This is a genomic window from Ruegeria sp. CG8 (genome assembly GCF_056537165.1).
On record NZ_JBQFRA010000001.1, the window covers coordinates 989,119 to 1,014,724 of the forward strand.

Genomic DNA, 25,606 nt, shown 5'->3' on the forward strand with positions numbered 1-25,606 from the left:
TGTTGCCGTGATCGGGCTCGCGCCGAACGATGGTTTCACGACTGTTTATCTTTTTGAATCAATTCTGGTCAGAGCCGTTGGAGGTTAACGAACGAGTAACGAAAGCAACTCTAGGTAGATTTGGTTAACACTTTATCCGACGGCGGACAGTGGCAGTTTGATTGTCGACGAGGGCGAATAACGATGGAAAACAGCACCGCATTCACCGTTCCAGCTTGGGTTCCCGAAGGGGCACAGCGATACCTGGCCCATACCGAGGCGGGACGGTCGATCCGGGATCTGGCGCGGTCGGCAGGGTGTCACGCGTCAACCATTCTGCGACAGATTCGAAGGATCGAAATGCGCCGCGACGATCCCTTGGTGGATGCAGCACTGCAGTCACTTGCCGAAACACACTTTCCCGGTGCGGGGAATGAAGTCGCCTCTGGTCCCTTGTTTAGCGTCGGCGATGATCCTCATCGCATTCCCAATGCCGAAGACGAGGCGTTCGAGCGCGAGGCTTTGCGGGTGCTGCGGCGCCTTTGCGAAACGGGTGCGGTTCTGGCCGTGGCCGAGGACATGGAAAAGGCGGTCGTTGTCCGCGACAGCGGCGAGGGCGGTACAACTCGGACCGCCGTTGTTGATTGCAAGACCGCTCAGGCTCTGGCTCTGAAGGACTGGATCGTTTGTGACAATGCGGGGCGTGTGTCGCGTTACCGGATCACGCAAATGGGCCGAACCGCATTAAGCCAGTTGATTGCCGATGCCGAAAACCGCGCGCGGACACAGACTGAATATGGCATGGCCGAGGCACCGGCGAAGTTCAAAACGCGCAGTCAAGCCGACGAGAAGCGTCCACGGCGCATCCGTTATTGCGCAGCGGAGAGCCCCCTGATTGCCTTGTCGCGCCGGCGCGACCGGGATGGAAAGCCGTTTCTGGACGAAAGCCTGGTGCGCGCCGGAGAGCGACTGCGCGAGGATTTCGAGCTGGCCCAGATCGGACCGCGGGTCACGCAGAACTGGGACCGGTTCCTTACCGCTGGCGGTCGTGCGGGTTTCGAAGGCGATGCTCAGGTTGCGCGCGGGTCGTCCGAGGCGCGTGATCGCGTGGCTCGGGCCTTGTCGGATCTGGGTCCGGGTTTGAGCGACGTTGCGCTGCGGTGTTGTTGCTATCTGGAAGGCCTGGAACTGGCCGAGAAACGGATGGGCTGGTCAGCACGTTCTGGGAAGATCGTGCTGCGCATTGCGTTGCAGCGCCTCAAGCGTCATTACGAGAAGCAAGCAGAGTGTGACAGATTGATCGGTTGATCCAACTTGAGTCCGATTGGCCGGAGTTGCGGAAAACGCAACAGGTGATAATCAAGGGTTATGAATTTTACCCTCAGACAGCTGCAATACTTCCGCGCCGTGGCCGAGCAGCGCAACTTTGGCCGGGCCGCTCAGGTGTGTCATGTGTCTCAACCGGCACTATCGGTGCAGATACGGGCTTTGGAAGACATCATGGGCGGGCCGCTATTTGAAAGGCGCGCCCGAGATGTTCTGCTGACACCGTTGGGGCGCGACGCGCTTGAGCACGCACGGCGCATTTTGGGCGCGGCCGAACGGTTGGATCGGTTTGCGCGTGACAACTCCACCGGGCATCGCAGTCTGTCGGTCGGCTTGATCCCGACGGTCGCACCGTATCTGCTGCCGGGTGTCTTGGCTGGTCTGCGGTCGGCGGATGTGTCCCTGCGCGTACAGGTACGCGAGGCACGCACCGAGCGGTTGCTGTCGATGCTGAAAGCGGGCGAGATCGACGCCGCCGTGCTGGCCCTGCCGGTGGGCGCGCGCGGCCTGGACGAGGTACCTCTGTTTGAGGATCGTTTTCTGCTGGCTGGCAGCGAGACGCGCCTGAACAGCCTGACCGTCAGCCCCGACGCTCTGCGCCCGATCGACCTGAACGCGGCCCAACTGATGCTGCTGGAAGACGGGCACTGCCTGACGGATCAGGCACTTGAGGTGTGCGGGCAGGACCGGACCAGCGCCCATATCAACATGGGCGCGTCGTCTTTGGCCACGCTGTCGCGGTTGGTGGCGGAGGGGTTCGGCCTGACCTTGATTCCGGAATTGGCGGCGCGTTCCGAGGCCGATGCCGTGCCGGGGCTGAAACTGCTGCGGTTCGGCGCCCCGGAGCCCGCGCGGCAGATCGGCCTCGTGCGGCGCGATTCGTCGGATGGGGCGGTGTGGTTCGATCAACTGGCCCAGGTGATCCGGCAGGTCGGCGAAAACATCGTGTCGGAAACCCGGAACTGAAAAGGGCCCGCACTTGGCGAGCCCTTCGAGTGTAGGCTGGTTGAAGGCTCAGGCCATTTCGGGCTGTTGCGCTTCTTCCAGATGCTTCATCAGATTTTCGGGCGACGAAACGCCATAGGGGTCCTCGGGGCAGTTGTCCATCAGGCCGGGCTCTTCGAACCACGTCTCGACCACACCGTCGTTGATGATGGCCGCATAGCGCCACGAGCGCATACCAAAACCCAGATTGGCCTTGTCGACCAGCATACCCATCTTGCGGGTGAACTCGCCCGACCCGTCAGGAATGACCTTGACGTTCTTCAGCCCCTGATCCTGGGCCCATTTGTTCATGACAAAGCTGTCATTGACCGACATGCAGTAGATCTCGTCGATGCCCTTGGCCTTGAACGCCTCGTAGTTGTTTTCGAACCCCGGCAGTTGGTAGGTCGAGCAGGTGGGCGTGAACGCACCGGGCAGCGAGAACAAGATGACCCGGTTGCCTGCGAAGTAGTCGGCCGTGGTCTTGTCTTCCCAGCGGAATGGGTTGGGCCCTTCGATCGAGTCGTCGCGCACGCGGGTGTGGAACGTCACGTCGGGCAGCTTGGCACCGGTTTTCATGGGGCATCTCCTGTGATTCACATTTGTTCGGCCCGTGGGTTAAAACGATTCCAAACCGGCTTCAACACGGTATGTGCTGCGTTTGCGAATATCCTCTTGTCCGCGGAAATCATGTCGAAATTTGCGTTGATCCCCTAGGAAGTCGCGCTCCTATTCTGCATCTGCGAAACGCTGACGCATGGCAGCTATGCATGGCTGGCGTAATACATCCGACCGGTTTATGTTATGCACCAACCAAATTGACCCAAAGTCAGGAAACCGGCCCCGTGCGCGATCTGAAAATCCCTGAACAACGTCACCCGGAAAAGGCGCATAAGCCCGACAATGCGCAGCCGAAAAAGCCCAACTGGATCCGGGTGAAAGCGCCCGGCGGCAAGGGCTATGCCGACACGCGCCGGATCATGCGCGACAACAACCTGGTCACCGTCTGCGAAGAGGCCGGCTGTCCGAATGTGGGCGAATGCTGGAGCCAGGGCCACGCGACCATGATGATCATGGGCGAGATCTGCACCCGTGGCTGCACCTTCTGCAACATCGCCACCGGTCGCCCCGATGCGCTGGATGCGTTCGAGCCGGGCCGGGTGGCCCATGCGGTGGAAAAGCTGGGTCTGAACCATGTCGTCATCACCTCGGTCGACCGCGACGACCTGGCTGATGGCGGGGCCGAGCATTTCGCTCAGACCATCCGCGCGGTGCGTCACCGTTCGCCCAAGACCACGATTGAGATCCTGACCCCGGACTTCCTGAAATGCGATCCGTCGGTTCTGGAAACCGTAGTCGCGGCCAAGCCGGACGTTTTCAACCACAACCTTGAAACCGTGCCGGGCTTGTACCCCGAGGTACGCCCGGGCGCGCGTTATTTCCACTCGCTGCGGCTGCTGCAGAAGGTCAAGGAGTTGGACCCGTCGATCTTCACCAAGTCGGGCATCATGGTTGGTCTGGGCGAGAACGAACAGCAGGTGCGCCAGGTTATGGACGACATGCGCGCCGCCGATATCGATTTCCTGACCATCGGCCAGTATCTGCAGCCCACGCCGAAACACCACCGCGTGGACCGCTTTGTCACGCCCGAAGAGTTCGCAGCCTATGAAAAAGCCGCCTACGGCAAAGGGTTCTTGATGGTCTCGGCCACGCCGCTGACCCGCTCGTCTTACCATGCGGGCGATGATTTCGCGCGTCTGCGGGCGGCACGACAGAAAAAGCTGGGGCAAGCGTGACGCCCGAACGGCTCGCGCAACTGACTGCGTTGCGCCACGCTTTGCACCAGCGGCCCGAGGTCTCTGGCGAAGAGGCTGAAACAGCGGCATTCATAGCCGAGCAACTGCGCGGTGTGACCGGCCGGGTTCTGACCGGGATCGGTGGGCACGGGGTCGCGGCCGTGCTCGACTCGGGCCAGCCGGGACCGACCGTGGGCATCCGCTGCGAACTGGATGCGCTGCCGATATTGGAGTTGCCGGGCAAACGCTGGTGCTCGCGGGTTCCGGGCAAGGGTCATCTGTGCGGGCATGACGGCCACATGACGATGGTGCTGGGCGTGGCGCAGGACCTGGCGCAAACGTCCGTGTCACGCGGTCGGGTCGTGCTGATCTTCCAGCCCGCCGAAGAGATCGGGAAGGGCGCACGCGACTTTCGGAACGACCCACAATACACTGAAATACAGCCGGATTTCCTGTTCTCCCTGCACAACCTGCCGGGGCTGGAGCTGGGCGCGGTCGAGCTGTGTTCCGGCCCGGCCAATTGCGCCTCGCGCGGGATGCGGGTGCGGCTGACGGGCAAGACCTCGCACGCGGCGGCCCCGCAGGACGGGCTGTCGCCGGCCTCGGCCATGGCGGAGTTGATTCCGGCCCTGACCGCCTTGGGGTCGGGCGGCGAACTGACCGAGGATTACGCGCTGACCACCGTCACCCACGCCCAACTGGGGGCGCCGACCTTCGGCGTAGCACCCGGCGAGGCCGAGATTTGGGTCACGTTGCGCACCGTCTCCGACGTGCGCATGGCGCAACTGGTCGATCGGGCCGAAGCGCTGGTCCGCAATGCCGCCGCCGACGAGGGTCTGGGTGTCGAGATCACTTTTGACGACGTGTTCGAAGCCTGCGTCAATCACCCGGAGGCCGTGCTGATCCTGGCTCAAGCCTGCGCGCAGGCCGGGGTACAACCGCGCCTGACCACCGTGCCGCAACGGTTTTCGGAGGATTTCGGGCAGTTCGCCAAGGGGTCGAAAACCGCCATGTTCTGGCTGGGGTCCGGGGTTGACCATCCGCAACTGCACAACCCCGACTATGATTTCCCCGATGCGCTGATCCCTTTCGGCGCGGGTATCTTTCTTGCGGCAATCCGTCAGGTTCTGGACGCGTCGGTCACGGCCTGAGCTTGCGCGGCTGGCTGGTTGCCCATTCGGGCCACCAGCCCTTGTATTCAACGCCGGCAATCGCCAGACACAGCACGATCAGGCCCAGCGCCAGCTTGACCCGCTGGTCCGAGGGCGGATTGCGCGCCCATCGGGACATTCGCAGAAGGTGGCGCAGGATCATGGGGCCTCGAATCCGCGGCGGGATCAGTCTTCGGTAAAGCGGACCTTGCCGATGAAGGGCAGGTTGCGGTTGCGTTGCGCATAGTCGATGCCATAGCCCACGACGAATTCGTCCGGGATTTCAAAGCCGATCCAATCGGCGCGGAAATCAACCTCGCGGCGGCTGGGTTTGTCCAGCAAGGCAATCGACTTGAGCCGTTTCGGCTGGCGGCTGCGCAGCAGGTTGGTGACGTGGTTCAGCGTGTGCCCCGTGTCGACGATATCTTCGACCACCAGTACGTCGCGCCCTTCAATTGCGCCGCGCAAGTCTTTGAGAATGCGAACTTCCCGGCTGCTTTCCATTGAATCGCCATACGAGGACGCCTCGAGGAAATCGACCTCGATCGGAAGGTCCAGTTCGCGCACCAGATCGGCAATGAAGACGAAGCTGCCGCGCAGCAGGCCTACGACCACCAGCTTGTCGGTATCGCCGAATTCGCGGGTGATTTCGCGGCACAATTCCTCGATCCGCGCCGCGATGGCCTTGGCCGAGATCATCTCATCTATCACATATGCGCGCTGGCTCATGGCTGCCCCCTTGATCTTTGGCGCGCAACATACGACATGACGCGCCATTGTCACGTTTCAAATGCCCAGGTTGCCATGCCCACTCATTCGGAAACCCGCCACCTCCCATACAGCGCGCAGCAGATGTATGATCTGGTTGCGGATGTGGCGAAATACCCCGAGTTTCTGCCTTGGTGCGCGGCCGCGCGGATCCGGCGGACCTATGCGGCGGGCGAGGCGCAGGTGATGGAGGCCGACTTGGTGATCTCGTTCAAGGTGTTCCGCGAACGGTTCGGCAGTCGGGTGACGCTGTTCCCCGAGCAGAAGAAGATCGACACCGAATACCTGGACGGTCCATTCAAATACATGAAATCCGACTGGCATTTCGAAGACGCCCCCGAGGGCGGCTGCAACGTATCCTTCCACGTGGATTTCGAGTTCAAGAACGCCGTGTTGCAGGGCATCATCGGCGTGGTCTTCAACGAGGCGATGCACCGGATCGTGCGCGCCTTCGAGCAGCGCGCGGACAGCCTCTACGGCTGAGGGTTTACCCGGCGCGGGTGCACGTTAGACTGCGCCGCATGACTGAATTCACACGCACTCTTTCCGAATTCGCCGCAGGCCCGGTCAAGACAACCGCGCAGGCGCGGATCGTCACGTCTCTGTCCGCGCTCGACTGGCTGGCGGTTGGGCGCGCAGGGGTCAATGAGCCGGTCTCGCGCATCCTGCGAAGGATGGTGCTGGACGAAGGCGGGGCCAGACAGGCCACCCTGTTCGGCGGCGGGGCCGCGCCGATGCGCGCTGCGGCTTTGGTCAACGGCACGGTGTCGCATGCGCTGGACTATGACGACACGCATTTCGCCCATATCGGCCACCTCTCGGTGGCGGTGTTTCCCGCCGCGCTGGCCGTGGCCGAATGGCAGGATCAGCCCATCGTCGATTTGCTCGAGGCGGCCTTGGTGGGGATGGAACTGTCCATCCGCATTGGCCTGTGGCTGGGGCGGGGGCATTATCAGGTCGGGTTTCACCAGACCGCAACGGCGGGGGCGTTCGGAGCGGCCGTGGCGGCCGCCCGCCTGCTGGGATGCGATCCGGCGGCCATGCGCCGGGTTCTGGGGCTGACCGCGACCCGGGCGGCGGGCCTCAAGGCGCAGTTTGGCACCATGGGCAAGCCCTACAATGCGGGGCAGGCGGCTTCGGTCGGGGTCGAGGCCGCGCTGCTGGTGCAGCGGGGGTTCGTTCCCAATCCCGATGCCCTGACCGGGCCGTTCGGGTTTGGCGCGACGCATCACGGTGCCGATGACACAGCCACAGCGCTGTCGGGGCTTGGGGATGAGTGGCGGTTCGAAAGCGTCAGCCACAAGTTCCACGCTTGCTGCCACGGGCTGCACGCCGCGCTTGAGGCTGCGCGCGATCTGGACATCGCCGAACCCGAGGTGGCCGAGATCAAGATCCGCACCCATCCGCGTTGGATGAGCGTCTGCAATCAGACCGCACCGACAACCGGGCTGGGCGCCAAGTTTTCCTATCGGACGGTGATCGCCATGCAGGCGCTGGGATACGATACGGCCCTGCCTGAAAGCTACACGGACAAGGTCTGCGCCGATCCGCGCCTGCAATCGCTGCGCGACCGGATAACGGTCGAAGCGGATGAAACCCTTTCCGAGACCGAGGCCCGCTTGGCGCTGCTGCGGCGGGACGGGGCGCGGCGCGAAGCGACCCACGATCTGACCGCGCCGATCTCGATTTCCGAACGTGAGGACCGGGTCCGTGACAAGGCCGCCAAACTGATCGGCGCTGACGAGGCGGATGCGATCTGGTCGATGCTGCGCACCGGCGGGCGCGCAGCGGATCTGGCGAAGCGGCTGGTTAATTAGACCACGCGCCAGTGAAGCGGGAAGCCGGGGTCGAACACGGTGACCGGGCCATCGCATGTTTCGATCTTGTCAGGGTAGCTGACCGGTTCGCCCTTCTGCAGGGTGATGGTCTGATCGTTGAAGGGCAGCCGGTAGAACCTTGGCCCGTTGACCGAGGTGAACCCTTCCAGCTTGTCCAGCGCACCCGCGCGGTCAAAGACCTCGGCCACCAGCGACATGGTGTTCGTGGCGGTGAAACACCCCGCGCAGCCGCAGGCCATTTCCTTGTTGGCGTCGGTATGCGGGGCGCTGTCAGTCCCCAGAAAGAACCGTTCGTCGCCCGAAGTCGCGGCATCGACCAGCGCCTTGCGGTGCTCTTCCCTTTTGGCGACGGGCAGGCAGTAGTAGTGCGGCTTGATTCCGCCAACTAGGATGTGGTTGCGGTTGATGATCAGATGATGCGCGGTGATCGTTGCGCCCAGATCGGTTTCGTTCGCGCGCACATACTCCACACCGTCGCGGGTGGTGATATGCTCCATCACCACGTGCAGGCCCGGCGTGGCCTTGCGGATCGGGTCCAGAACGCGGTCGATGAACACCGCCTCGCGGTCGAAGATGTCGATCTCGGCATCGGTGACCTCGCCGTGCACGCAGAGCGGCAGGCCGATCTCGGCCATCCGGTCCAGCACGGGGCGCACCTTGTCGAAATTCCGCACGCCCGAGGCCGAGTTGGTCGTGGCCCCTGCCGGGTACAGCTTGACCGCCTTGACCAGACCGCTGGCATGGGCCGCGGCCATGTCGTCGGGGTCGGTATCCTCGGTCAGGTACAGGGTCATCAAAGGCTCAAAGCTCATGCCTTCGGGCAGGGCGGCCAGGATACGGTCGCGATAGGACGCGGCCTGCGCGCCGGTGACCACCGGGGGCACAAGGTTGGGCATGATGATGGCCCGCGCGAAATGGCGGGCGGTTTCGGGCAGGACGGCCTGCAGCATGGCGCCATCGCGCAGATGCAGGTGCCAGTCATCGGGGCGGCGGAGCGTCAGAGTATCGGTCATGGCGCCGGGCTAGCACAGGCAGGCCGCACGGGAAAGTGACAACAAACCTTGCCAGGCGACCAGATTGCCGCAAGTCCCGGAAAGATCACGGTCTTGACGCGCAGCGGCAGCCATGACCTGTTGTGCCAAGGGAGATTGAGACACATGAGCCAGCCAGATTCCATCGATGCCGTTCAGAAGATGCTGGGCGAACAGGGCTATGTCTGTGGCCGCGCCCTGGCCACCGTGGTGTTCCTGTCGCTGAAACTGGGCCGGCCGCTGTTTCTGGAAGGTGAAGCGGGCGTCGGCAAGACCGAGATCGCCAAGGCTCTGGCCTCTGGACTTGGCCGCCGCCTGATCCGGCTGCAATGCTATGAAGGGCTCGATGCGTCCTCGGCCGTCTATGAATGGAACTTTCCCGCGCAGATGGTGGCCATCCGCACCGCCGAGGCGGTCGGCGGGTCCGACCGGAAGGGTCTGCAGGAGGAACTGTTCAGTGGCGACTATCTGATCCGCCGCCCATTGCTCGAGGCGATGGAGCCCGACCCGGCTGGCCCGCCGGTGCTGCTGATCGACGAGTTGGACCGCACCGACGAACCGTTCGAGGCCTTCCTGCTGGAGGCGCTGAGCGATTTCCAGGTGACAATCCCCGAGATCGGCACGATCAAGGCGCCCGAACCGCCCATCGTCATCGTCACGTCGAACCGCACGCGCGAGGTACATGACGCGCTCAAGCGCCGCTGCCTGTACCACTGGGTCGACTACCCCGATTTCGACCGCGAGCTGGAGATCCTGCACGCCCGCGCGCCCGAGGCCGCCGAGGCGCTGAGCCGCGAGGTTGTGGCCTTTGTCCAGCATCTGCGCACCGAGGACCTGTTCAAGAAACCCGGCGTGGCCGAGACCATCGACTGGGCAAAGTGCCTGCTGGCGCTGGACGTGATCAACCTCAGCCCCGAGGTGATCGGCGACACGCTGGGCGCGATCCTGAAATACCAGGACGACATCCAGAAACTGCAGGGCTCTGAGGCCAAGCGCATTCTGGATCAGGCCAAAGCCACGCTCGAACCAGTCTGATGTCCTTGCGGCGCCAAAACACTCCGGGGGCCTAGGGATGGCCGAACAGCTTCCGCTGGAAATTCCGACCGATCCGAAACTGGCGCAGAACATCACCCATTTCGCGCGCGCCTTGCGCAAGGCCGGGCTGCCGATCGGCCCCGGCCGCGTGGTCGATGCCATCCGCGCGGTGCAGGCGGCGGGCTTTACCCGCAAGCAGGATTTCTATTGGACCCTGCACGCCTGTTTCGTGAACCGGCCCGAGCATCGCACCGTGTTTGCCCAGATCTTCCGCCTGTACTGGCGCGACCCGCGGTATCTTGAGCACATGATGTCGATGATGCTGCCGGCCATTCGTGGCGTTCAGGAGGAACGCATGGCCGAAGCGGGCGAAAAACGCGCGGCCGAGGCCCTGCTGGACGGTGTCGAACGGGACGAGCCCAAGGACGTCGAGCAAGAAGGCGAAAGCGAAATCGAGATTGATGCCACGCAGACCGCCTCGTCCGAAGAACGGCTGAGGTCGCTGGATTTCGAACAGATGAGCACCGCGGAAACCGCACAGGCCAAGCGCATTCTGGCGCGGCTGCAACTGCCGGTGGACCCGATCGCCTCGCGCCGGGGGCAGGCCAGCCATCTGGGCCAGCGGATCGACCGGGCGCGCACCTTGCGCGCGGCCATGCGTCAGGGCGGCGAGATGCGACAGATCGCACTCGTCAAACCGAAACCGCGCTGGCCCAATCTGATCGCGCTGTGTGACATCTCGGGGTCGATGAGCCAGTACAGCCGGATCATCCTGCACTTTCTGCACACGGTCTCGAACGCCAAGGGGGCTGGCTGGGCCAAGGTGCATGCGTTCACCTTCGGCACGCGGCTGACGAACATCACGCGGCACCTGCATCAGCGCGACGTCGATGCCGCGCTGGCCGCCGCCGGGGCCGAGGCGCAGGATTGGGAGGGCGGCACGCGCATCGGCGAATGCCTGCACCAGTTCAACCGCGACTGGTCGCGCCGGGTGATGGGGCAGGGGGCCGTCGTGCTGCTGATCACCGACGGGCTGGAGCGGGGTGACCCCGATCTGCTGGAAAAAGAGATCGAACGCCTGCACCTGTCGGCCCGGCGGCTGATCTGGCTGAACCCGCTGCTGCGCTGGGACGGGTTCGCGCCGAAGGCGAAGGGCGTCGCCACCATGCTGCCGCATGTGGACAGCTTCCGCGCCGGTCATTCGATTGCATCGCTTGAGGATCTGGCCACCGTGATTTCACGACCCGACGACCAGGGAGAGAAAGCGCGGTTGTTGGCCGCGCTTTCAGGCTAACGTTACTGCAGTTGCTTTTCGTTGCACTCGCGCGCCATTTCCATGGCTTTGTAGGTGCCGGTCAGATCGACGGTGAAGCCAAAGGACTTCTCGGGAAACACCGCCATGACCTTTTGCTTGGCCAGGTCGTCGGCGAATTGCGGGTCGTCCGACAGGACATAGCCGCCCGAATACCCCTTGGTGATGTTGCCCTTCATGCCGGTCGCCTCGCCGACATACAGGTTGTCGCCCAACAGGATCGCGACGGCCTCCTTGTCTCCGCGCTTGATGTCGGTTTCCGCCTTGGTAAACACACCGACATATCCAACGCTGCGGTCTTCGGTCAGACCCATCTGCACCACGTTCTCGGCATCATCGACCGCTTCGATCAGGCATGACTTCTTGTCCTTGTCGGCAAAGACCTTCCAGCCCTCGACCTCTCCGTAGCGTTCGAAAGTGTCGGCCCAGGCGCTGCCTGCAATCAATGCCGCTGCGCCGATGGTTAGTGTAAATATCTGTTTCAAGACATTGTCTCCTTTACGAAATCTCTTGCGTCAATTCGGCCGCAAGTCGGGCCTGACCGCAGGCTAGTCGGCGTCCGAAAAACAATCAAATGTTTGATTGTCTGGCGCGGACTTCGGCCGAAACCTGCCTTCTGCGTCACATGAAGAACCAAGTTGGCAGGGTCGGTGTCCGAGATAATCCACCTGAGAACGCGCTCCTTGCTTTTCATCGCGTCAAACCTGCTTATGTTGATGCGAACCACCGCGGGAGGGTCCGATGGACAGATTTGACAACAGTCCGGAAACGGCATCGGCGTGGTTTCGCGAGGGTCGCGGCGCGGTTCTGGCGACGGTCGTTGAAACCTGGGGCAGTGCACCCCGGAGGGTGGGGGCCCAGTTGGTCATCAGCGGCGACGGCCGGATCGAAGGCTCGGTCTCGGGTGGCTGTGTCGAAGGCGCGGTGATCGTCGAGGCGCTTGAAGCCATCGAAGAAGGCGAAGCGCGCCTGCTGGAATTCGGGGTCAGCGACGAGGATGCCTTTGCCGTCGGGCTGGCCTGCGGCGGCACGATCCGGGTTCTGGTCGAGCCGGTGGGCTCGGTCCTGCCCGAACTGATGCTGGCCGAACTGGTGGCGGCGCGGGCGCGGCGCGAGCCCGTGGCCTATGAGGTCAATGTCGAAACTGGCCACCGCGCGCTGCGGCGCAACGCCTATGCGGACCGGTTGCGCATGGATCGATCAGGTTTCGAGGAAGACGGCCAGACCTTTGTGGCCGTGCACAACCCGCCCCTGCGGCTGATCGTGGTGGGTGCGGTCCATATCGCGCAGGCGCTGGTACCGATGGCGCGGATCGCGGGCTATGACCCGATCATCATCGACCCGCGCGAGGCGTTTGCGTCCAAATCCCGCTTTCCCGGTGAAAAGCTGCTGACCGACTGGCCGGACGAGGCCGTGGCCAGCATCGGACTGGATGCGCGTACGGCGGTGGTTCTGCTGACCCACGACCCCAAGCTGGATGACCCGGCCCTGCAGGCCGCTCTGAACTCGGACGTGTTCTACATCGGCGCGCTGGGGTCGTCGCGCACTCATGCCAAACGGGTGCAGCGGATGACCGAGGCGGGCTTTTCGGCGGAACAGTTGCAGCGCATCCACGGGCCGATCGGCCTGGATATCGGCGCGGCCGGACCGGCCGAGATTGCCGTTGCGATCATCGCGCAGATGACGGCGGTGCTGCGGGGCAAGGCATGAAGTTCGGCCCTGTACCGGTTGCGGTCGCGAAGGGCGCGATCCTTGCGCATTCGGTCATGGCTGGCACGAAAAAGCTGCGCAAGGGACTGATGCTGGACGACACGCATGTCGCCCTTTTGGCCGAGGCGGGCGTGTACGAGGTGGTCGTTGCGCGGCTGGAACCCGGCGACTGTCACGAGGACGAGGCCGCGCGCCAATTGGCTGCGGCACTGACCCCGGATCCGAAGGGGGCCAACTTGCGCGTGACCGAGCCGTTTACAGGCCGCGTCAACCTAATTGCGGATCAAGCTGGGGTTGCCGCTCTGGACGTTGAGGCTCTGCTGGCGTTCAATCAGGTCAACCCGATGATCACTGTGGCCACCGTTCCTCAGCATCAGCAGATGGGTGCGGGTGGCATGGTCGCCACGATCAAGGTCATTTCCTACGCGGTGCCGCTGGCGGACGTTCAGCGCGCGGCCGAGCTGGCAAAAGGGGCCATTCGCCTGGCAGCGCCGAAGTTTGGCAGCGCCGGGTTGGTGGTGACTGACATTCCCGGCGGGCCGCCGAACGACAAGGGCATCGCCGCGATGCGCGGTCGGGTCGAGGCCCTGGGTCTGAGCCTGGAGGACGTGCAGATCGTTCCGCACGCGGTCGACGCTCTGGCGCAGGCATTGACCCGGATGAATGCCGATATCGTGATGATCCTTACCGGCTCGGCCACATCCGATGTCGAGGACGTGGCGCCTCAGGCTGTTCGGCGCGCGGGCGGGCAGGTGGACCGTTTCGGTATGCCGGTTGATCCGGGCAACCTGTTGTTTCTCGGGGTTTTGGGCAAGCGGCCGGTCATCGGTTTGCCGGGATGCGCACGTTCGCCCGCGTTGAATGGGGCTGACTGGGTGCTGTCTCGGGTGGCCTGCGGGATCCCGACCACGGGTGCCGATATTGCGGCGATGGGCGTCGGTGGTCTGCTCAAGGAAATCCCGACCCGTCCGCAACCTCGGGCTAAACGCAAAGTGACGTAACGGCAGTTTCGCCCCGTTGGCGACCTGCAATACATGTTGGCAGTTGGCTCCCAAGGGGCGGGTTGGAAACGGCCAAGTTTTTTGTTCTCAAACGACTTTTCCCGTGTTTAACTCGGGCCAAGGATAAATACGAAAATGGGAGGAACTTATGACACAGGTCTCAATGACCGTGAACGGAAAGACCGTGAGCGGTGATGTCGAAGGCCGGACGCTGCTGTCCAGCTTTCTGCGTGATCACCTGTCCCTGACCGGTACCCATGTGGGCTGTGACACGGCCCAATGCGGCGCCTGCGTGGTTCATGTGAACGGCGAGGCGGTGAAGTCCTGCAACATGCTGGCGCTCGAGGCGGATGGAGCAGAGGTTGGCACCATCGAAGGGCAGGCCAACCCGGACGGATCGCTGAACGTGATCCAGCAGGCGTTTCAGGATCATCACGGCCTGCAATGCGGTTTCTGCACGCCCGGCATGGTGATGTCGGCAGCGGCCCTGCTGAAGGAAAACCCGCGCCCGACCGAGGCTGAAATCCGCAAATACCTGGAAGGCAACCTGTGCCGGTGCACCGGGTACCACAACATCGTCAAGGCGATCATGGCCGCGTCCGGCCAGGACGTCAGCCACATCGCCGCCGAGTGATGCCGCTGCGGGCGTGACTGAGAACGCCCGTGGGATGACTGGGATGCACGCAAGCATCCGTTTATGGGAGGAGAACAAGCTATGCCCAAAGACAGTGGCATCGGAGCCAGTTCCAAGCGCCGCGAGGACGTGCGCTTTTTGACCGGAGCAGGCAATTACACCGACGACATCAACGTACGTGGTCAGGCCTATGTGTATTTCCTGCGATCCGACATCGCGCATGGCCGGATCAAAAGCATCGACACGTCCGCCGCCGAGTCCATGCCCGGCGTGGTCCGGGTGTTTACCGGCAAGGATTTCGAAGGCGTGGGCGGCATGCCCTGCGGCTGGGAGGTGACCGACAAGCACGGCGCGCCCATGCAGGAACCGCCGCACCCGATCCTGGCGCAAGGCAAGGTGCGCCATGTGGGCGACCCGATCGCCGCCGTCGTGGCCGACAGCCTGGAACAGGCCCGCGACGCGGCCGAAGCGATCGACGTGGATATCGAGGAACTGCCCGCTGTTCTGGACATGAAAGCCGCCGCCGAAGAGGGCGCGCCGCTGGTCCATGACGATCTGAAGAACAACATCTGTTATGACTGGCAGTTGGGCGAGGCCGACGATGCCAAGGTGAACGAGGTTTTCGCCAATGCGGCGCATGTCACCACCTTGGAACTGGTGAACAACCGCCTGGTCGCCAACCCGATGGAGCCGCGCGTGGCCGTGGCGGAATACAGCCGGGGCACGGATGAATACACGCTCTATACCACCTCGCAGAACCCGCATGTGATCCGGCTGCTGATGTGCGCCTTCGTGCTGGGCCTGCCCGAGCACAAGGTCCGCGTCGTGGCGCCGGACGTAGGTGGCGGTTTTGGCACCAAGATCTTCCACTACGCGGAAGAGGCGTTCTGTACCTTCGCCGCCAAGGCCTGCAACCGTCCGGTCAAGTGGACGGCCAGCCGCTCCGAGGCGTTCATGTCGGATGCTCAGGGCCGTGACCATGTCAGCAAGATCGAACTGGCGCTGGATGCCGACAACAATTTCGTCGGGCTGCGGACAAACACTTTTGCCAATCTGGGCGCGTATCTTTCGACGTTTTCCAGCTCGGTGCCGACCTGGCTGCACGGGACGCTGATGGCAGGCAACTACAAGACGCCGGTCATTCAGGTGAACGTGCGGGCGATGTTCACCAACACCGTGCCGGTGGATGCCTATCGCGGCGCAGGCCGCCCCGAGGCGACCTATCAGCTGGAGCGCGTGATCGACAAAGCCGCGCGCGAGCTGGGGGTCGACCCGGTGGCGCTGCGCCGACAGAACTTCATCACGCAGTTCCCCTATGACACGCCTGTGGCGCTGACCTACGACACCGGCGACTACAACGGCACCATGGACAAGCTGGAGCAGGCCGCCGATTTCGCGGGCTTCCCGGCACGTCGCGCCGAAAGCGAGGCGCGGGGCAAGCTGCGCGGCCTGGGCGTGAACTGCTATATCGAGGCCTGCGGCATCGCGCCTTCGAACATCGTAGGCATGCTGGGGGCGCGTGCGGGTCTCTATGACGCGGCAACCGTTCGGGTGAACGCCACCGGCTCGATCAGCGTCATGGTCGGGGCGCACAGCCACGGGCAGGGGCACGAGACCGCCTTTCCGCAGGTCGTGGCCGACATGATCGGCATCGACGAGTCGATGGTCGAGATCGTGCACGGCGATACCTCGAAGATCCCGTTTGGCATGGGCACCTATGGGTCGCGCTCTCTCGCGGTCTGTGGATCGGCCATGGTCAAGGCGACCGAGAAGGTGATCGACAAGGCCAAGAAGATCGCGGCGCACCTGCTGGAGGCGTCCGAGGCCGATATCGAGCTTAAGGATGGCCAGTTCACCGTGGCCGGCACCGACAAGTCGGTGGCCTGGGGGGATGTGACCCTGACGGCCTATGTGCCGCACAACTTCCCGCTGGAGGTCGAGCCGGGGCTGGAGGAGACCGCGTTCTATGATCCGGCCAACTTCACCTTCCCGGCCGGCGCCTATGCCTGCGAGGTCGAGGTTGACCCTGAGACCGGGCAGGTGACCATCGAACGGTTCACCGCAGCGGATGATTTCGGCAACATCATCAACCCGATGATCGTTGACGGCCAGGTGCATGGCGGTATCGGGCAGGGGATCGGTCAGGCCCTGCTGGAAAACTGCGTCTATGACGAAAACGGCCAGCTGTTGAGCGCGTCCTTCATGGACTATGCCATGCCGCGGGCCGATGACGTGCCGTTCTATACCGTGGATCATTCGAGCCAGACGCCCTGCACGCACAACCCGCTGGGTGTGAAGGGCTGCGGCGAGGCCGGGGCGATTGGATCGCCGCCTGCGGTGGTCAATGCCGTGATCGATGCGCTGAACTCGGGTGGCAAGGCGGTGGACCACATCGACATGCCGGTCAGCCCGTCGCGTGTTTGGGCGGCGATGAACAGCTGAGTGGAGAGGTTGGTGTGCGAGGGGTCAGCCCTTCGCGCTCCCTGGTCAATCAAATGCCAGATGAAGGGCGGTTCCGCGCCTTTCGGAAAGGAAAAGCGAAATGTACAATTTCGAGTTCAAGAACCCCTCGACCATTGCTGATGCGGTTGCCGCGTTGGCAGGAGAGGATGCACAGGCGTTGGGGGGCGGTCAGACCCTGATCCCGACGATGAAGCAAAGACTGGCCTCACCCGCGACGCTGGTGAGCCTGGGTGCCATTCCCGAGTTGAAGGGCGTCTGCATCGAAGATGATGGGTCGATTTCGATTGGAGCGGCGACCACGCATGCCACGGTAGCGGCAGAAGTTGCGGGCAAGTATCCCGCGCTGGCTGATCTGGCGGGGCATATCGGTGATCCTGCCGTTCGCAATAGGGGCACGATAGGTGGGTCCTTGGCCAATAACGATCCGGCGGCCTGCTACCCCGCAGCTGCATTGGGGTCAGGCGCGACCATTCGTACGAGTGCGCGCGAAATCGCTGCGGATGAATTCTTTCAGGGCATGTTCACGACAGCGCTGGACGAGGGCGAGCTGATAACGACGGTCCGGTTCCCGGTACCGCAGGCAGCAAGCTACCAGAAGTTTCTGCAGCCTGCCTCGCGCTTTGCGCTGGTGGGGGTTTTCGTTGCCCGTTTCGCGGACGGTGTGCGCGTTGCGGTGACCGGAGCCAGCGAGGACGGCGTGTTCCGTTGGAGCGAAGCCGAACAGGCGCTGAGCAAGGAATTCCGGCCCGATGCCCTTATGGATCTTCGGGTCAACCCGATGAACATGATCGAAGATCTGCACGGCAGCAAAGACTACCGCGCGCACTTGGTGGGTGTCATGACCCGGCGGGCGGTTCAGGCCTGCATGTGACGCGGTCTCGGTGACTGCTTTGGGCCCCGGACGTGTTCCGGGGCCTATTTCTTTTTCGCGACACGCGGAAGCCTTTTGGGCTGCCAGTAGGCTCCGGCATCCTCGCGCGCTTTCTGATAGTCCTGAACCCGGTGATAAGCCGCGTCGCCCTTGACTGCGAAAAGGTGGCTTAGAAGAACCTCGAGAACGGCCATCGCTCCGGAGAAGCTGGAGAACTGGTGCTGTGATCGGGTGCTGACGGTCAGCCTCACGTCCGCCTCGACCCCCGGAGCAATGACATCGCTGTCGGCCAGCAGTATAACGCGCATACCCTTTTCCCGGGCAAACCGGATGGCGCGTATCGTGTCGGCCGAATAGGGATGAACGGTGATTGCGAACAGGCAGTCGGTTTCGCCCGCGCTCAGAAGGTCGTCGATGGCCGATCCCATATGCCTTGGGATCAATTGCATTCCCGGGTGGGCCATACGTCCGGCGTAGTGGAAGTAATAGGCCAAGGCATAGCTTGCGCGGGTTGCGGTGACCAAGCACTGGGGAGCATCGGACATCAGGGTGACTGCGGATCTGACCTTGACCGGATCCAGCTGGCGCAACGAACGTGACACTACGTTCATTTCGTTGCGGGCATAACTGGCCTGTGCCGACGCAAAGGCATCGCCGGCATTCAACTGGGTCAGCCAATCCCGGCTGAGGCGGTCTTCGCTGTCTGTCACTAGATCCCTGCGGAAAGGGCGGCGAAAGGCTTCGAAGCCATCAAAACCAAGATGCTGCGCCAGCCGAACGATCACGTTTGTGCTGACGCCGATCTTTTCGGCAGACACGCGGATGGAGTCGATTCCGAAATCGCCCGGATGGTCGATGATGTATTTTGTTGCGGCCTGCAATTGGGCCGGCAAATGGTCTATCTCTCGGCGCAGCCGATCCATCAGGTGGTGGGTTGAGGGTGTCATGATGGGAGAAAAACAAATGTTATGATTATTACAAGAGAAAAACATCCTCACACGAGCTAAGCACGCCAGAAACCGATAGGATGATTCAATGTCTGACACACAGGCTTCGTCGCTTCTGTATGTTTTGGTCGCACCGAACGGTGCGCGACGCAGTCATGCGGATCACCCCGCCTTGCCGGTTTCGACCGGTGAGATTGTGGAGACGGCCATTGCCTGCCACGCGGCCGGGGCAAACGGGTTGCACCTGCATGTCAGGGATGGGCAGGGCGCGCATTCTCTGGATGCAGGGCGCTATCGGGAGGCTATGGCCGAGCTTGCCCGAACCGTGCCCACTATGGATGTTCAGATCACGACCGAGGCCGCCGGTATCTACGACGTTTCTGCGCAGTTGGAGTGCCTGCAGCAGGTGGCCCCGAAATGGGCCTCGATCTCGGTTCGGGAAATTGCGCGCGCGCCCGATCTGGCCCCGCGGGTCTATGCGCTGTGTGCGGAACAGGGAACTCGGGTGCAGCATATCCTCTACGATTCGACGGATGCGGATCTGCTGGAGCGATGGCAGTCGGATGGGATCGTGCGGCGCGAGCAGGAAGACCGCTTGCTGGTGCTGGGACGCTATGCCACCGGGCAGGAATCCCAACCGGCGGACCTCGAGGCCTTTCCCGCTGCTCGTACGCCTTGGATGGTTTGTGCTTTCGGGCGTCTGGAACACGCCTGTCTGGCGGCTGCGGCCGCTCGTGGCGGCGATGTCAGGGTCGGTTTTGAGAACAGCCTGACGAACTCGGATGGAACCCGATGGACGGACAACGCGACCTCGGTCGCGGCGTTGATCGCTTTGCTGAAAGGACAATGATGTGAGCCATGTTTTTCCGCGCCACACCACGGCGGAATTGCCGGTCGCTGTCGGCGGTGATGGGTGTTATTTGATCGACGCGCAGGGCAAACGGTATCTCGACTGTGGGGATGCGGCCGTGTCGTGCCTGGGACATTCAAACCCGGCAGTGATCCACGCGGTGCAGGAGCAGGTTCAGAAGATCGCTTTTGCCCATACTGGTTTCATGACCTCGGAACCGGCCGAAGCCCTGGCGGATCTGCTGATCCAGCACGCGCCCGGATCGTTGGACCGGGTCTATTTCGTGTCCGGCGGTTCCGAGGCGACCGAGGCCGCGATCAAGCTGGCGCGCCAGTACTTCCTTGAAATCGGGCAACCCGAGCGGTCTCGGGTTATCGCACGGCGGCAGAGCTATCATGGCAATACGCTGGGCGCGCTTTCAGCGGGCGGAAATGCATGGCGACGGGCTCAATTCGCACCAATGCTGATCGAGATGAGCCATATCGCGCCCTGCTACGAATACGCCGAAAAGCCCGAAGGCGAGAGCAGCTATGACTATGGCCAACGCGTGGCGAATGAGCTTGAGGTGGAGATCCTGCGGCTGGGCCCCGAGACCGTGATGGCGTTTATGGCGGAACCGGTGGTCGGGGCCACGTTGGGCGCCGTCCCCGCGGTCGAGGGGTATTACAAGCGGATCCGCGAAATCTGTGATCAATACGGCGTGTTGTTGATCCTCGACGAGGTCATGTGCGGCATGGGCCGGACCGGCCATCTGTTTGCCTGCGACCACGATGGGGTGGCGCCGGATATTCTTTGCATCGCCAAGGGCTTGGGGGCTGGATATCAACCCATCGGTGCCACGCTGTGCACCGATCGGATTTATGACGCCATCCGAAATGGCTCGGGTTTCTTCCAGCACGGCCATACCTATGTCGGACACCCGGTGGCCACGGCGGCAGCCCTGGCTGTTGTGACAGAACTTACCTCGCGCGATTTGCCGGCCCGTGCCCGCGACATGGGTGACAAACTGCAAACCAAACTCGAGGCGGCCTTTGGCCAGCATCCCAATGTCGGGGACATCCGTGGCCGCGGCCTGTTCCGGGGCATCGAACTGGTGGCTGATAGAGATCCGCGCGAACCGTTTGACCCGGCCCGGGGAGTGGCGGCCAAGATCAAGAAAGCCGCCGTCGAAGCGGGGTTGATCTGCTATCCGATGTCCGGAACACGCGACGGCAGGAGAGGCGACCATGTGCTTCTGGCCCCGCCATTCATCATCGAAGAGCCGCAGTTGGACGAACTGGTGGACAAGCTGTCGGTTGCGATTTCCAAAGCAATTTGACATGCCGTTCTGAATGTGACCCAAAAACAAAAAAGCTCCCTCGAACGAGGGAGCTTTGGTCACTCGGATCCAAGTGCCGTCACTTCTGGGGAAGCGGTCCGATCATCATGATCATCTGGCGGCCTTCCATCTTCGGCATGTTTTCGATCTTGCCGATTTCCTTGACGTCCTCCGCCACGCGCTCGAGCAGTTCGCGTCCCAGGTTCTGGTGCGCCATTTCCCGGCCGCGGAAGCGCAGGGTCACTTTGACCTTGTCGCCATTCTCGAGAAACTTGAAAACGTTCCGCATCTTGACGTCGTAATCATGCGTATCGGTGTTGGGCCGGAACTTGACCTCTTTCACCTCGATGATCTTCTGTTTCTTGCGGGCTTCGCTTTCGCGTTTCTGCTGCTCGTACTTGAACTTGCCAAAGTCCATGATCTTGCAGACCGGCGGATTCGCGTTGGGCGAGATCTCGACCAGATCAAGACCGGCATCGGCTGCCATCTGCATGGCCTTGGCGGGATGAACCACCCCGACATTCTCACCTTCGGCGCCGATCAGGCGAATTTCGGGGGCACGGATCTTTTCATTGACGCGCGGGCCGGTATCACGTTGTGGCGGCGCGTTGTGAGGTCTGCGGGCTATGGGTTCATTCCTTTGATAATTGCCGATTTCCGAGCCGGGAACTTAAACTGAGACGAAGGTTCTTTCAAGCGCCATATAGGTGCTATGACACGAAATTCGCACGTGTCGACGCGGTGCTCGGGCCGGCGGAACGGGCGTTCGCCGGCCCGGATCTCGGCTCAGCCGACAAAGGCTTTTTCGATCACGAATTCCTTGGGGTCCGAGTTCGCACCCTCGCGCAGGCCTAACTCTTCGAGAATGGCCTTGATGTCGTGGTTGAAGGCCAGGCTGCCGCAGACCATCGCTCGGTCGGTCTCGGGTTTGATGCCGCCTTCGATGCCCAGGTCCTTGAAGACAGTTCCGTCCTTCAGCAGGTCGGTGATCCGGCCCATCTTGGGGCTCTGTTCGCGGGTGGTGGTCGGGTAATAGCGGATCTTGTCGGCGAAACCTTCGCCGATCAGTTCGGCCAGCAACTCGTCCTTGCGGATGTTCTCGATTAGCTGGCGGCCATATTCCAGCTCCGCCACCTCGCGGCAGGTGTGGGTGATGATGACCTCGTCGTAGTCCTCATAGGTCTGCGGCTCGCGCAGCAGCGAGGCAAAGGGGGCAAACCCTGTTCCGGTGGCAAAGAACCACAGGCGCTTGCCCGGCAGCAGTGCATCATGCACCAGCGTACCCACGGGTTTGGGCCGCAGAATGATCTGATCGCCGGGCTGGATGTGCTGCAGTTTCGAGGTCAGCGGGCCGTCCTGCACCTTGATCGAATAGAATTCCAGTTCCTCGTCCCACGACGGCGACGCGATCGAATAGGCGCGCAGCAACGGTTTTCCGTTGTCGCCCAAAAGGCCGATCATAACGAATTCGCCCGAGCGGAAGCGCAGCGATTGCGGACGCGTGACCTTGAACGAAAACAGGCGGTCGGTCCAGTGTTTCACTTCCAGAACGGTCTGGGCGTCCGGCAGGACGGGGGCCTTCACGGCGGTTGCTTCGGTCACGGGCTTCATCTCTGTCATCGTTTCACTACCGGTCTGGTAAACCGGCATCTCCGTTTAAGCTTTGATCCAGGTCAGGAAAAGGGGGCAGATTGCCCCGATCGTTGCGTCAGCCGCGCAGGCGGGCCTGATAATCGTGGTCCTGCCAGTTGGCGCGGGCCAGCCATTGGTCCTCGGGCTGGCGGGCGGCAAGGTCTGCGTCAATCTCGACCTCGTCGAAGCCGCTGCGCCGGGCCATCGCGTATTGGTCGGCCAACACGTGTCCCTTCGCGCGCAGGCGGCCTTCATAGCCCTTCAGGCGCAGCGTACGGGCAATGGTAAAGCCTCGGCCATCGGCAAAGGACGGAAAGTCGACGCGCACCATGCGCGTGTTTCCAAGCCGTTCGAACAATTCGTCGGGGTCCGTATCCGAGGTGACGTCCAGTGCGATCACATCGTTTGCGGCATCCTCAAGGGTGACAAAGCCGTCGGTCCAGTCATCAGGGGCAAAGCCCTCGTCATTCACGATTACGTTCATGTTTTCTCTCCGCTGCGTACCATTTTGCCGTCGACGAAATGGATGCCGCATTCTTCCTTGTTCTGATCGCGCCAGCGTCCGGCGCGGGGATCTTCGCCATCCTTCACCGGCGAGGTGCAGGGCGCACAGCCGATCGAGGGATAGCCCTTTGCCACCAACGGATGCCGGGGCAGGCGGTTTTCTTCCATGTAGGCGCGCACGTCCTGAGGCGCCCAATGCGCCAGAGGGTTCACCTTGATCCGGCCGGTGCCGTCCTCGACCTCGAAGAACTCGAGCGTGGCGCGGGTGCCGGATTGGAACCGCTTGCGCCCGGTAATCCAGCCTTCATAGCCCGCCAAGGCCCGCTGCAAGGGGAAGGTCTTGCGCAGGTTGCAGCAGGCATCCATGTCGCGCAGCCGCAGTGCGCCATAGGGGTCTTCGCGCTGAATATCCTCGTCATCCGCGCGGATGATCTGGACGTTCTTCAAACCCAGACGCTCGCTGACTTCGTGCTGGTATTCCAGCGTCTCGGTAAACAGCATCATCGTGTCGATGAACAGGACAGGCGTGGCCTTGTCGACCACGGCAGCCATGTGCAGCAACACCACCGACTCGGCGCCGAAGCTTGAGACAAGCGCTAGGTTGCCTGCTTCCTCAAGCGCACCATGCATGACGTCATGTGCGCTGTGGTGGCGGAACCGGGCGTTCAGCGCCTCGACCTTTTCGGTCAGTTCGCGTCGTTCCCGGCCCAGTTCCGTCTGGATCAGGTCAAGCGGCATTGGCCCGCGCCTCGGGGTAGAGGGCCGCCTTGAACGGGGCCATTCCAACACGGCGGTAGGTTTCCAAAAAGGTCTCCTCGGCGCTTGCGCGCTGTTCCAGATAAGTTTCCACGATCCGTTCGACCGCGGGCACGATCTCGTCATAGGCAAAGCCCGGACCGGTGCGGTCGCCGATGGCGGCCGTTTCGGTGGCGTCTCCGCCCAGCGTGATCTGGTAGTTCTCGACGCCCGCGCGATCCAAGCCCAGGATGCCGATGTGACCCACGTGGTGATGTCCGCAGGCGTTGATGCAGCCCGAGATCTTGATCTTGAGGTGGCCGATGTCGTGCTCCAGCTTCAGCTCGTCGAACCGGGTCGCGATCTGCTGCGCCACCGGGATCGAGCGGGCCGTTGCCAGTGCGCAATAGTCCATGCCGGGGCAGGCGATGATGTCGCTGATCAGGCCGATATTCGCGGTGGCCAGGCCGTGCTCTTTCAGCTTGGCATGGATCGCGGGCAGGTCCGATTTGTGGACATGCGGCAGGATCACGTTCTGCTCGTGGCTGATGCGCAGCTCGTCATAGGCGTATTGCTCGGCCAGATCGGCCATCACGCGCATCTGCTCGGCGGTTGCGTCACCCGGCGTCTGGCCGTGTTTCTTGATCGAAATCGTGACGATCGCGTGATCCGCCTGCTTGTGCGGCGCGATGTTGGTGTCGATCCACGAGCGGAACACCGGGTCGTTCGAATAGGCGCTCTCGAATCCCGCGACCGAGCCTTCGCGGAAGGTGGGCGGGGCGAAATGCGCCTTGATTTGATCCAGCAGCGCCATGTCGGCGCCCTTGAACTGCGGGCGGACCTGCAGGAAGCGCTCGTTCACCTTGGCGCGGATCGCGTCGATACCGTGTTCATGCACGGTGATCTTGATGCGGGCCTTGTACTTGTTGTCCCGGCGGCCGATCTGGTTCCAGACCGAAACGGTGGCCTCCAGATAGGCCAGCAGGTCGTCGAAGGCCACGAAATCAGACAGCTCCTTGCCGATCATCGGCGTGCGGCCCAGACCGCCGCCGACCAGAACGCGGGCGCCCAGAACGCCGTCGCGCTCGACCAGTTGCAGGCCGATGTCATGGGCCTTGATCACGGCGCGGTCATGCTCGGACCCGGTGATGGCGATCTTGAACTTGCGCGGCATGAACTGAAATTCCGGGTGGTCGGTGGACCACTGGCGCAGCAGTTCGGCATAGGGGCGCGGATCGGCGATCTCATCCGCTGCGGCGCCGGCGAAATGGTCCGCGGTCACATTGCGGATGGTGTTGCCGCTGGTCTGGATCGCGTGCAGGCCGACCTCGGCCAGCGCGTCCAGCATGTCAGGCACGTCGCGCAGTTTCGGCCAGTTGTACTGGATGTTCTGGCGCGTGGTGAAGTGGCCGTAACCTTTGTCCCACTTCTCGGCCAGCAGGGCCAGTTGGCGCATCTGGGCGCTGTTGAGCGTGCCATAGGGGATGGCCACCCGCAGCATGTAGGCGTGCAGTTGCAGATACAGGCCGTTCATCAGGCGCAGGGGCTTGAACTCGTCCTCGGTCAGCGAGCCGTCGATGCGGCGTTCGACCTGAGCGCGGAACTGGGCGTTGCGCTCGGCCAGGAATGCTTTGTCAAACTCGGAGTAGCGGTACATCTTTGGCTGTCCTTTTTTGCAGCCCCGGATCCGGGGCCTTTTTACGGGGAGAGAGGGGCCTGAG

At 62.7% G+C, this 25,606-nt stretch carries 26 protein-coding genes; 15 read left to right on the forward strand and 11 right to left on the reverse strand.

What is annotated here, in order from left to right:
* The first annotated feature begins 183 nt into the window (after positions 1-183).
* Both ACR0EF_RS04815 and ACR0EF_RS04820 read left to right on the forward strand, forming a co-directional pair.
* Positions 184-1,287, forward strand: a complete 1,104-nt coding sequence (locus ACR0EF_RS04815) for a DUF6456 domain-containing protein (RefSeq protein WP_170371164.1) — start codon at positions 184-186, stop codon at positions 1,285-1,287.
* 60 nt (positions 1,288-1,347) lie between these two features.
* The gene (locus ACR0EF_RS04820; RefSeq protein WP_170357636.1) at positions 1,348-2,271 is read left to right on the forward strand and encodes a LysR substrate-binding domain-containing protein; all 924 of its coding nucleotides are present in this window, start codon (positions 1,348-1,350) and stop codon (positions 2,269-2,271) included.
* A gap of 48 nt (positions 2,272-2,319) precedes the next feature.
* Here the strand turns inward: ACR0EF_RS04820 and ACR0EF_RS04825 are convergent, their stop codons facing one another.
* Positions 2,320-2,868 carry a peroxiredoxin gene (locus tag ACR0EF_RS04825; protein WP_170371163.1) on the reverse strand — a complete coding sequence of 183 codons (549 nt, stop codon included), beginning with the start codon at positions 2,866-2,868 and terminating at the stop codon, positions 2,320-2,322.
* A 266-nt stretch (positions 2,869-3,134) separates the two neighbouring features.
* Between ACR0EF_RS04825 and lipA the strand changes: the two genes are divergently transcribed.
* Together lipA and ACR0EF_RS04835 are read left to right on the forward strand one after the other, a co-directional pair.
* Positions 3,135-4,085 carry a lipoyl synthase gene (gene lipA, locus ACR0EF_RS04830; RefSeq protein ID WP_170371162.1) on the forward strand — a complete coding sequence of 317 codons (951 nt, stop codon included), beginning with the start codon at positions 3,135-3,137 and terminating at the stop codon, positions 4,083-4,085.
* On the forward strand, positions 4,082-5,236 hold the full coding sequence (locus ACR0EF_RS04835; RefSeq protein ID WP_170371161.1) for an amidohydrolase: 1,155 nt from the start codon (positions 4,082-4,084) through the stop codon (positions 5,234-5,236). The genes lipA and ACR0EF_RS04835 overlap by 4 nt, the downstream gene beginning before the upstream one ends.
* On the opposite strand, the gene ACR0EF_RS04840 is transcribed toward ACR0EF_RS04835, so the two are convergent.
* On the reverse strand, positions 5,226-5,375 hold the full coding sequence (locus tag ACR0EF_RS04840; protein WP_170371029.1) for a hypothetical protein: 150 nt from the start codon (positions 5,373-5,375) through the stop codon (positions 5,226-5,228). The two genes, ACR0EF_RS04835 and ACR0EF_RS04840, sit on opposite strands and share 11 nt — an antisense overlap.
* Before the next feature lie 47 nt (positions 5,376-5,422).
* Entirely contained in the window at positions 5,423-5,965 is a 543-nt protein-coding gene (hpt, locus tag ACR0EF_RS04845) for a hypoxanthine phosphoribosyltransferase (RefSeq protein WP_005983543.1), read from the reverse strand.
* A 75-nt stretch (positions 5,966-6,040) separates the two neighbouring features.
* Between hpt and ACR0EF_RS04850 the strand changes: the two genes are divergently transcribed.
* Complete coding sequence (locus ACR0EF_RS04850; RefSeq protein ID WP_170371160.1) at positions 6,041-6,487, forward strand: type II toxin-antitoxin system RatA family toxin; 447 nt, start codon at positions 6,041-6,043, stop codon at positions 6,485-6,487.
* Positions 6,488-6,525: 38 nt separating this feature from the next.
* A complete protein-coding gene (locus ACR0EF_RS04855; RefSeq protein WP_170371159.1) occupies positions 6,526-7,821 on the forward strand; it encodes an MmgE/PrpD family protein in 1,296 nt (431 codons plus the stop codon).
* On the opposite strand, the gene pyrC is transcribed toward ACR0EF_RS04855, so the two are convergent.
* Entirely contained in the window at positions 7,818-8,855 is a 1,038-nt protein-coding gene (pyrC, locus tag ACR0EF_RS04860) for a dihydroorotase (RefSeq protein ID WP_170367018.1), read from the reverse strand. The two genes, ACR0EF_RS04855 and pyrC, sit on opposite strands and share 4 nt — an antisense overlap.
* 144 nt (positions 8,856-8,999) lie before the next feature.
* Here pyrC and ACR0EF_RS04865 point away from each other — a divergent pair, with 144 nt between their 5' ends.
* Both ACR0EF_RS04865 and ACR0EF_RS04870 read left to right on the forward strand, forming a co-directional pair.
* A complete protein-coding gene (locus ACR0EF_RS04865; RefSeq protein WP_170367019.1) occupies positions 9,000-9,908 on the forward strand; it encodes an AAA family ATPase in 909 nt (302 codons plus the stop codon).
* Positions 9,909-9,945: 37 nt separating this feature from the next.
* The gene (locus ACR0EF_RS04870; RefSeq protein WP_170371158.1) at positions 9,946-11,202 is read left to right on the forward strand and encodes a vWA domain-containing protein; all 1,257 of its coding nucleotides are present in this window, start codon (positions 9,946-9,948) and stop codon (positions 11,200-11,202) included.
* 2 nt (positions 11,203-11,204) lie between these two features.
* On the opposite strand, the gene ACR0EF_RS04875 is transcribed toward ACR0EF_RS04870, so the two are convergent.
* Positions 11,205-11,705, reverse strand: coding sequence for a hypothetical protein (locus ACR0EF_RS04875; protein WP_170371157.1), 501 nt, complete (start codon positions 11,703-11,705; stop codon positions 11,205-11,207).
* A gap of 256 nt (positions 11,706-11,961) precedes the next feature.
* Here ACR0EF_RS04875 and ACR0EF_RS04880 point away from each other — a divergent pair, with 256 nt between their 5' ends.
* The 5 genes from ACR0EF_RS04880 (at position 11,962) to ACR0EF_RS04900 (ending at position 17,899) form a co-directional block, all read left to right on the forward strand.
* Positions 11,962-12,930: an XdhC family protein gene (locus ACR0EF_RS04880; RefSeq protein WP_170371156.1), complete on the forward strand. Its 969-nt coding sequence runs from the start codon at positions 11,962-11,964 to the stop codon at positions 12,928-12,930.
* Positions 12,927-13,931: a molybdopterin-binding protein gene (locus ACR0EF_RS04885; protein ID WP_170371155.1), complete on the forward strand. Its 1,005-nt coding sequence runs from the start codon at positions 12,927-12,929 to the stop codon at positions 13,929-13,931. Before ACR0EF_RS04880 ends, ACR0EF_RS04885 begins: the two co-directional genes overlap by 4 nt.
* 148 nt (positions 13,932-14,079) lie before the next feature.
* Positions 14,080-14,565, forward strand: a complete 486-nt coding sequence (locus ACR0EF_RS04890; RefSeq protein WP_149775244.1) for a (2Fe-2S)-binding protein — start codon at positions 14,080-14,082, stop codon at positions 14,563-14,565.
* An 81-nt stretch (positions 14,566-14,646) separates the two neighbouring features.
* Positions 14,647-17,007: a xanthine dehydrogenase family protein molybdopterin-binding subunit gene (locus ACR0EF_RS04895; protein ID WP_170371154.1), complete on the forward strand. Its 2,361-nt coding sequence runs from the start codon at positions 14,647-14,649 to the stop codon at positions 17,005-17,007.
* A 100-nt stretch (positions 17,008-17,107) separates the two neighbouring features.
* The gene (locus tag ACR0EF_RS04900; protein ID WP_170371153.1) at positions 17,108-17,899 is read left to right on the forward strand and encodes an FAD binding domain-containing protein; all 792 of its coding nucleotides are present in this window, start codon (positions 17,108-17,110) and stop codon (positions 17,897-17,899) included.
* Positions 17,900-17,943: 44 nt separating this feature from the next.
* On the opposite strand, the gene ACR0EF_RS04905 is transcribed toward ACR0EF_RS04900, so the two are convergent.
* Positions 17,944-18,846 (reverse strand): MurR/RpiR family transcriptional regulator, encoded by a 903-nt coding sequence (locus tag ACR0EF_RS04905; protein WP_170371152.1) that lies wholly within the window; start codon positions 18,844-18,846, stop codon positions 17,944-17,946.
* A gap of 88 nt (positions 18,847-18,934) precedes the next feature.
* Between ACR0EF_RS04905 and ACR0EF_RS04910 the strand changes: the two genes are divergently transcribed.
* Together ACR0EF_RS04910 and ACR0EF_RS04915 are read left to right on the forward strand one after the other, a co-directional pair.
* Positions 18,935-19,696, forward strand: a complete 762-nt coding sequence (locus tag ACR0EF_RS04910) for a beta-keto acid cleavage family enzyme (RefSeq protein ID WP_170371151.1) — start codon at positions 18,935-18,937, stop codon at positions 19,694-19,696.
* 1 nt (position 19,697) lies between these two features.
* The gene (locus ACR0EF_RS04915; RefSeq protein ID WP_170371150.1) at positions 19,698-21,014 is read left to right on the forward strand and encodes an aspartate aminotransferase family protein; all 1,317 of its coding nucleotides are present in this window, start codon (positions 19,698-19,700) and stop codon (positions 21,012-21,014) included.
* A 79-nt stretch (positions 21,015-21,093) separates the two neighbouring features.
* Here the strand turns inward: ACR0EF_RS04915 and infC are convergent, their stop codons facing one another.
* From infC to ACR0EF_RS04940, 5 genes are all read right to left on the reverse strand, one after another.
* Positions 21,094-21,669 (reverse strand): translation initiation factor IF-3, encoded by a 576-nt coding sequence (gene infC, locus ACR0EF_RS04920; protein ID WP_311201685.1) that lies wholly within the window; start codon positions 21,667-21,669, stop codon positions 21,094-21,096.
* A gap of 131 nt (positions 21,670-21,800) precedes the next feature.
* Positions 21,801-22,634 (reverse strand): ferredoxin--NADP reductase, encoded by an 834-nt coding sequence (locus ACR0EF_RS04925; protein WP_170371149.1) that lies wholly within the window; start codon positions 22,632-22,634, stop codon positions 21,801-21,803.
* Between the two features lie 88 nt (positions 22,635-22,722).
* Positions 22,723-23,130 (reverse strand): DUF934 domain-containing protein, encoded by a 408-nt coding sequence (locus tag ACR0EF_RS04930; RefSeq protein ID WP_170339405.1) that lies wholly within the window; start codon positions 23,128-23,130, stop codon positions 22,723-22,725.
* Complete coding sequence (locus ACR0EF_RS04935; protein ID WP_093961927.1) at positions 23,127-23,888, reverse strand: phosphoadenylyl-sulfate reductase; 762 nt, start codon at positions 23,886-23,888, stop codon at positions 23,127-23,129. Before ACR0EF_RS04935 ends, ACR0EF_RS04930 begins: the two co-directional genes overlap by 4 nt.
* The gene (locus tag ACR0EF_RS04940) at positions 23,878-25,542 is read right to left on the reverse strand and encodes a nitrite/sulfite reductase (protein ID WP_170363567.1); all 1,665 of its coding nucleotides are present in this window, start codon (positions 25,540-25,542) and stop codon (positions 23,878-23,880) included. The genes ACR0EF_RS04935 and ACR0EF_RS04940 overlap by 11 nt, the downstream gene beginning before the upstream one ends.
* Positions 25,543-25,606: the final 64 nt, after the last annotated feature.

Excerpts from the sequence above, each read along its gene's own strand:
- ACR0EF_RS04815 (WP_170371164.1), top strand. The coding sequence starts at position 184 with ATGGAAAACAGCACCGCATTCACCGTTCCAGCTTGGGTTCCCGAAGGG.
- ACR0EF_RS04820 (WP_170357636.1), top strand. The coding sequence starts at position 1,348 with ATGAATTTTACCCTCAGACAGCTGCAATACTTCCGCGCCGTGGCCGAG.
- ACR0EF_RS04825 (WP_170371163.1), bottom strand. The coding sequence starts at position 2,868 with ATGAAAACCGGTGCCAAGCTGCCCGACGTGACGTTCCACACCCGCGTG.
- ACR0EF_RS04840 (WP_170371029.1), bottom strand. The coding sequence starts at position 5,375 with ATGTCCCGATGGGCGCGCAATCCGCCCTCGGACCAGCGGGTCAAGCTG.
- hpt (WP_005983543.1), bottom strand. The coding sequence starts at position 5,965 with ATGAGCCAGCGCGCATATGTGATAGATGAGATGATCTCGGCCAAGGCC.
- ACR0EF_RS04850 (WP_170371160.1), top strand. The coding sequence starts at position 6,041 with ATGCCCACTCATTCGGAAACCCGCCACCTCCCATACAGCGCGCAGCAG.
- ACR0EF_RS04855 (WP_170371159.1), top strand. The coding sequence starts at position 6,526 with ATGACTGAATTCACACGCACTCTTTCCGAATTCGCCGCAGGCCCGGTC.
- pyrC (WP_170367018.1), bottom strand. The coding sequence starts at position 8,855 with ATGACCGATACTCTGACGCTCCGCCGCCCCGATGACTGGCACCTGCAT.
- ACR0EF_RS04865 (WP_170367019.1), top strand. The coding sequence starts at position 9,000 with ATGAGCCAGCCAGATTCCATCGATGCCGTTCAGAAGATGCTGGGCGAA.
- ACR0EF_RS04870 (WP_170371158.1), top strand. The coding sequence starts at position 9,946 with ATGGCCGAACAGCTTCCGCTGGAAATTCCGACCGATCCGAAACTGGCG.
- ACR0EF_RS04880 (WP_170371156.1), top strand. The coding sequence starts at position 11,962 with ATGGACAGATTTGACAACAGTCCGGAAACGGCATCGGCGTGGTTTCGC.
- ACR0EF_RS04885 (WP_170371155.1), top strand. The coding sequence starts at position 12,927 with ATGAAGTTCGGCCCTGTACCGGTTGCGGTCGCGAAGGGCGCGATCCTT.
- ACR0EF_RS04890 (WP_149775244.1), top strand. The coding sequence starts at position 14,080 with ATGACACAGGTCTCAATGACCGTGAACGGAAAGACCGTGAGCGGTGAT.
- ACR0EF_RS04895 (WP_170371154.1), top strand. The coding sequence starts at position 14,647 with ATGCCCAAAGACAGTGGCATCGGAGCCAGTTCCAAGCGCCGCGAGGAC.
- ACR0EF_RS04900 (WP_170371153.1), top strand. The coding sequence starts at position 17,108 with ATGTACAATTTCGAGTTCAAGAACCCCTCGACCATTGCTGATGCGGTT.
- ACR0EF_RS04905 (WP_170371152.1), bottom strand. The coding sequence starts at position 18,846 with ATGACACCCTCAACCCACCACCTGATGGATCGGCTGCGCCGAGAGATA.
- ACR0EF_RS04910 (WP_170371151.1), top strand. The coding sequence starts at position 18,935 with ATGTCTGACACACAGGCTTCGTCGCTTCTGTATGTTTTGGTCGCACCG.
- ACR0EF_RS04925 (WP_170371149.1), bottom strand. The coding sequence starts at position 22,634 with ATGACAGAGATGAAGCCCGTGACCGAAGCAACCGCCGTGAAGGCCCCC.
- ACR0EF_RS04930 (WP_170339405.1), bottom strand. The coding sequence starts at position 23,130 with ATGAACGTAATCGTGAATGACGAGGGCTTTGCCCCTGATGACTGGACC.
- ACR0EF_RS04935 (WP_093961927.1), bottom strand. The coding sequence starts at position 23,888 with ATGCCGCTTGACCTGATCCAGACGGAACTGGGCCGGGAACGACGCGAA.
- ACR0EF_RS04940 (WP_170363567.1), bottom strand. The coding sequence starts at position 25,542 with ATGTACCGCTACTCCGAGTTTGACAAAGCATTCCTGGCCGAGCGCAAC.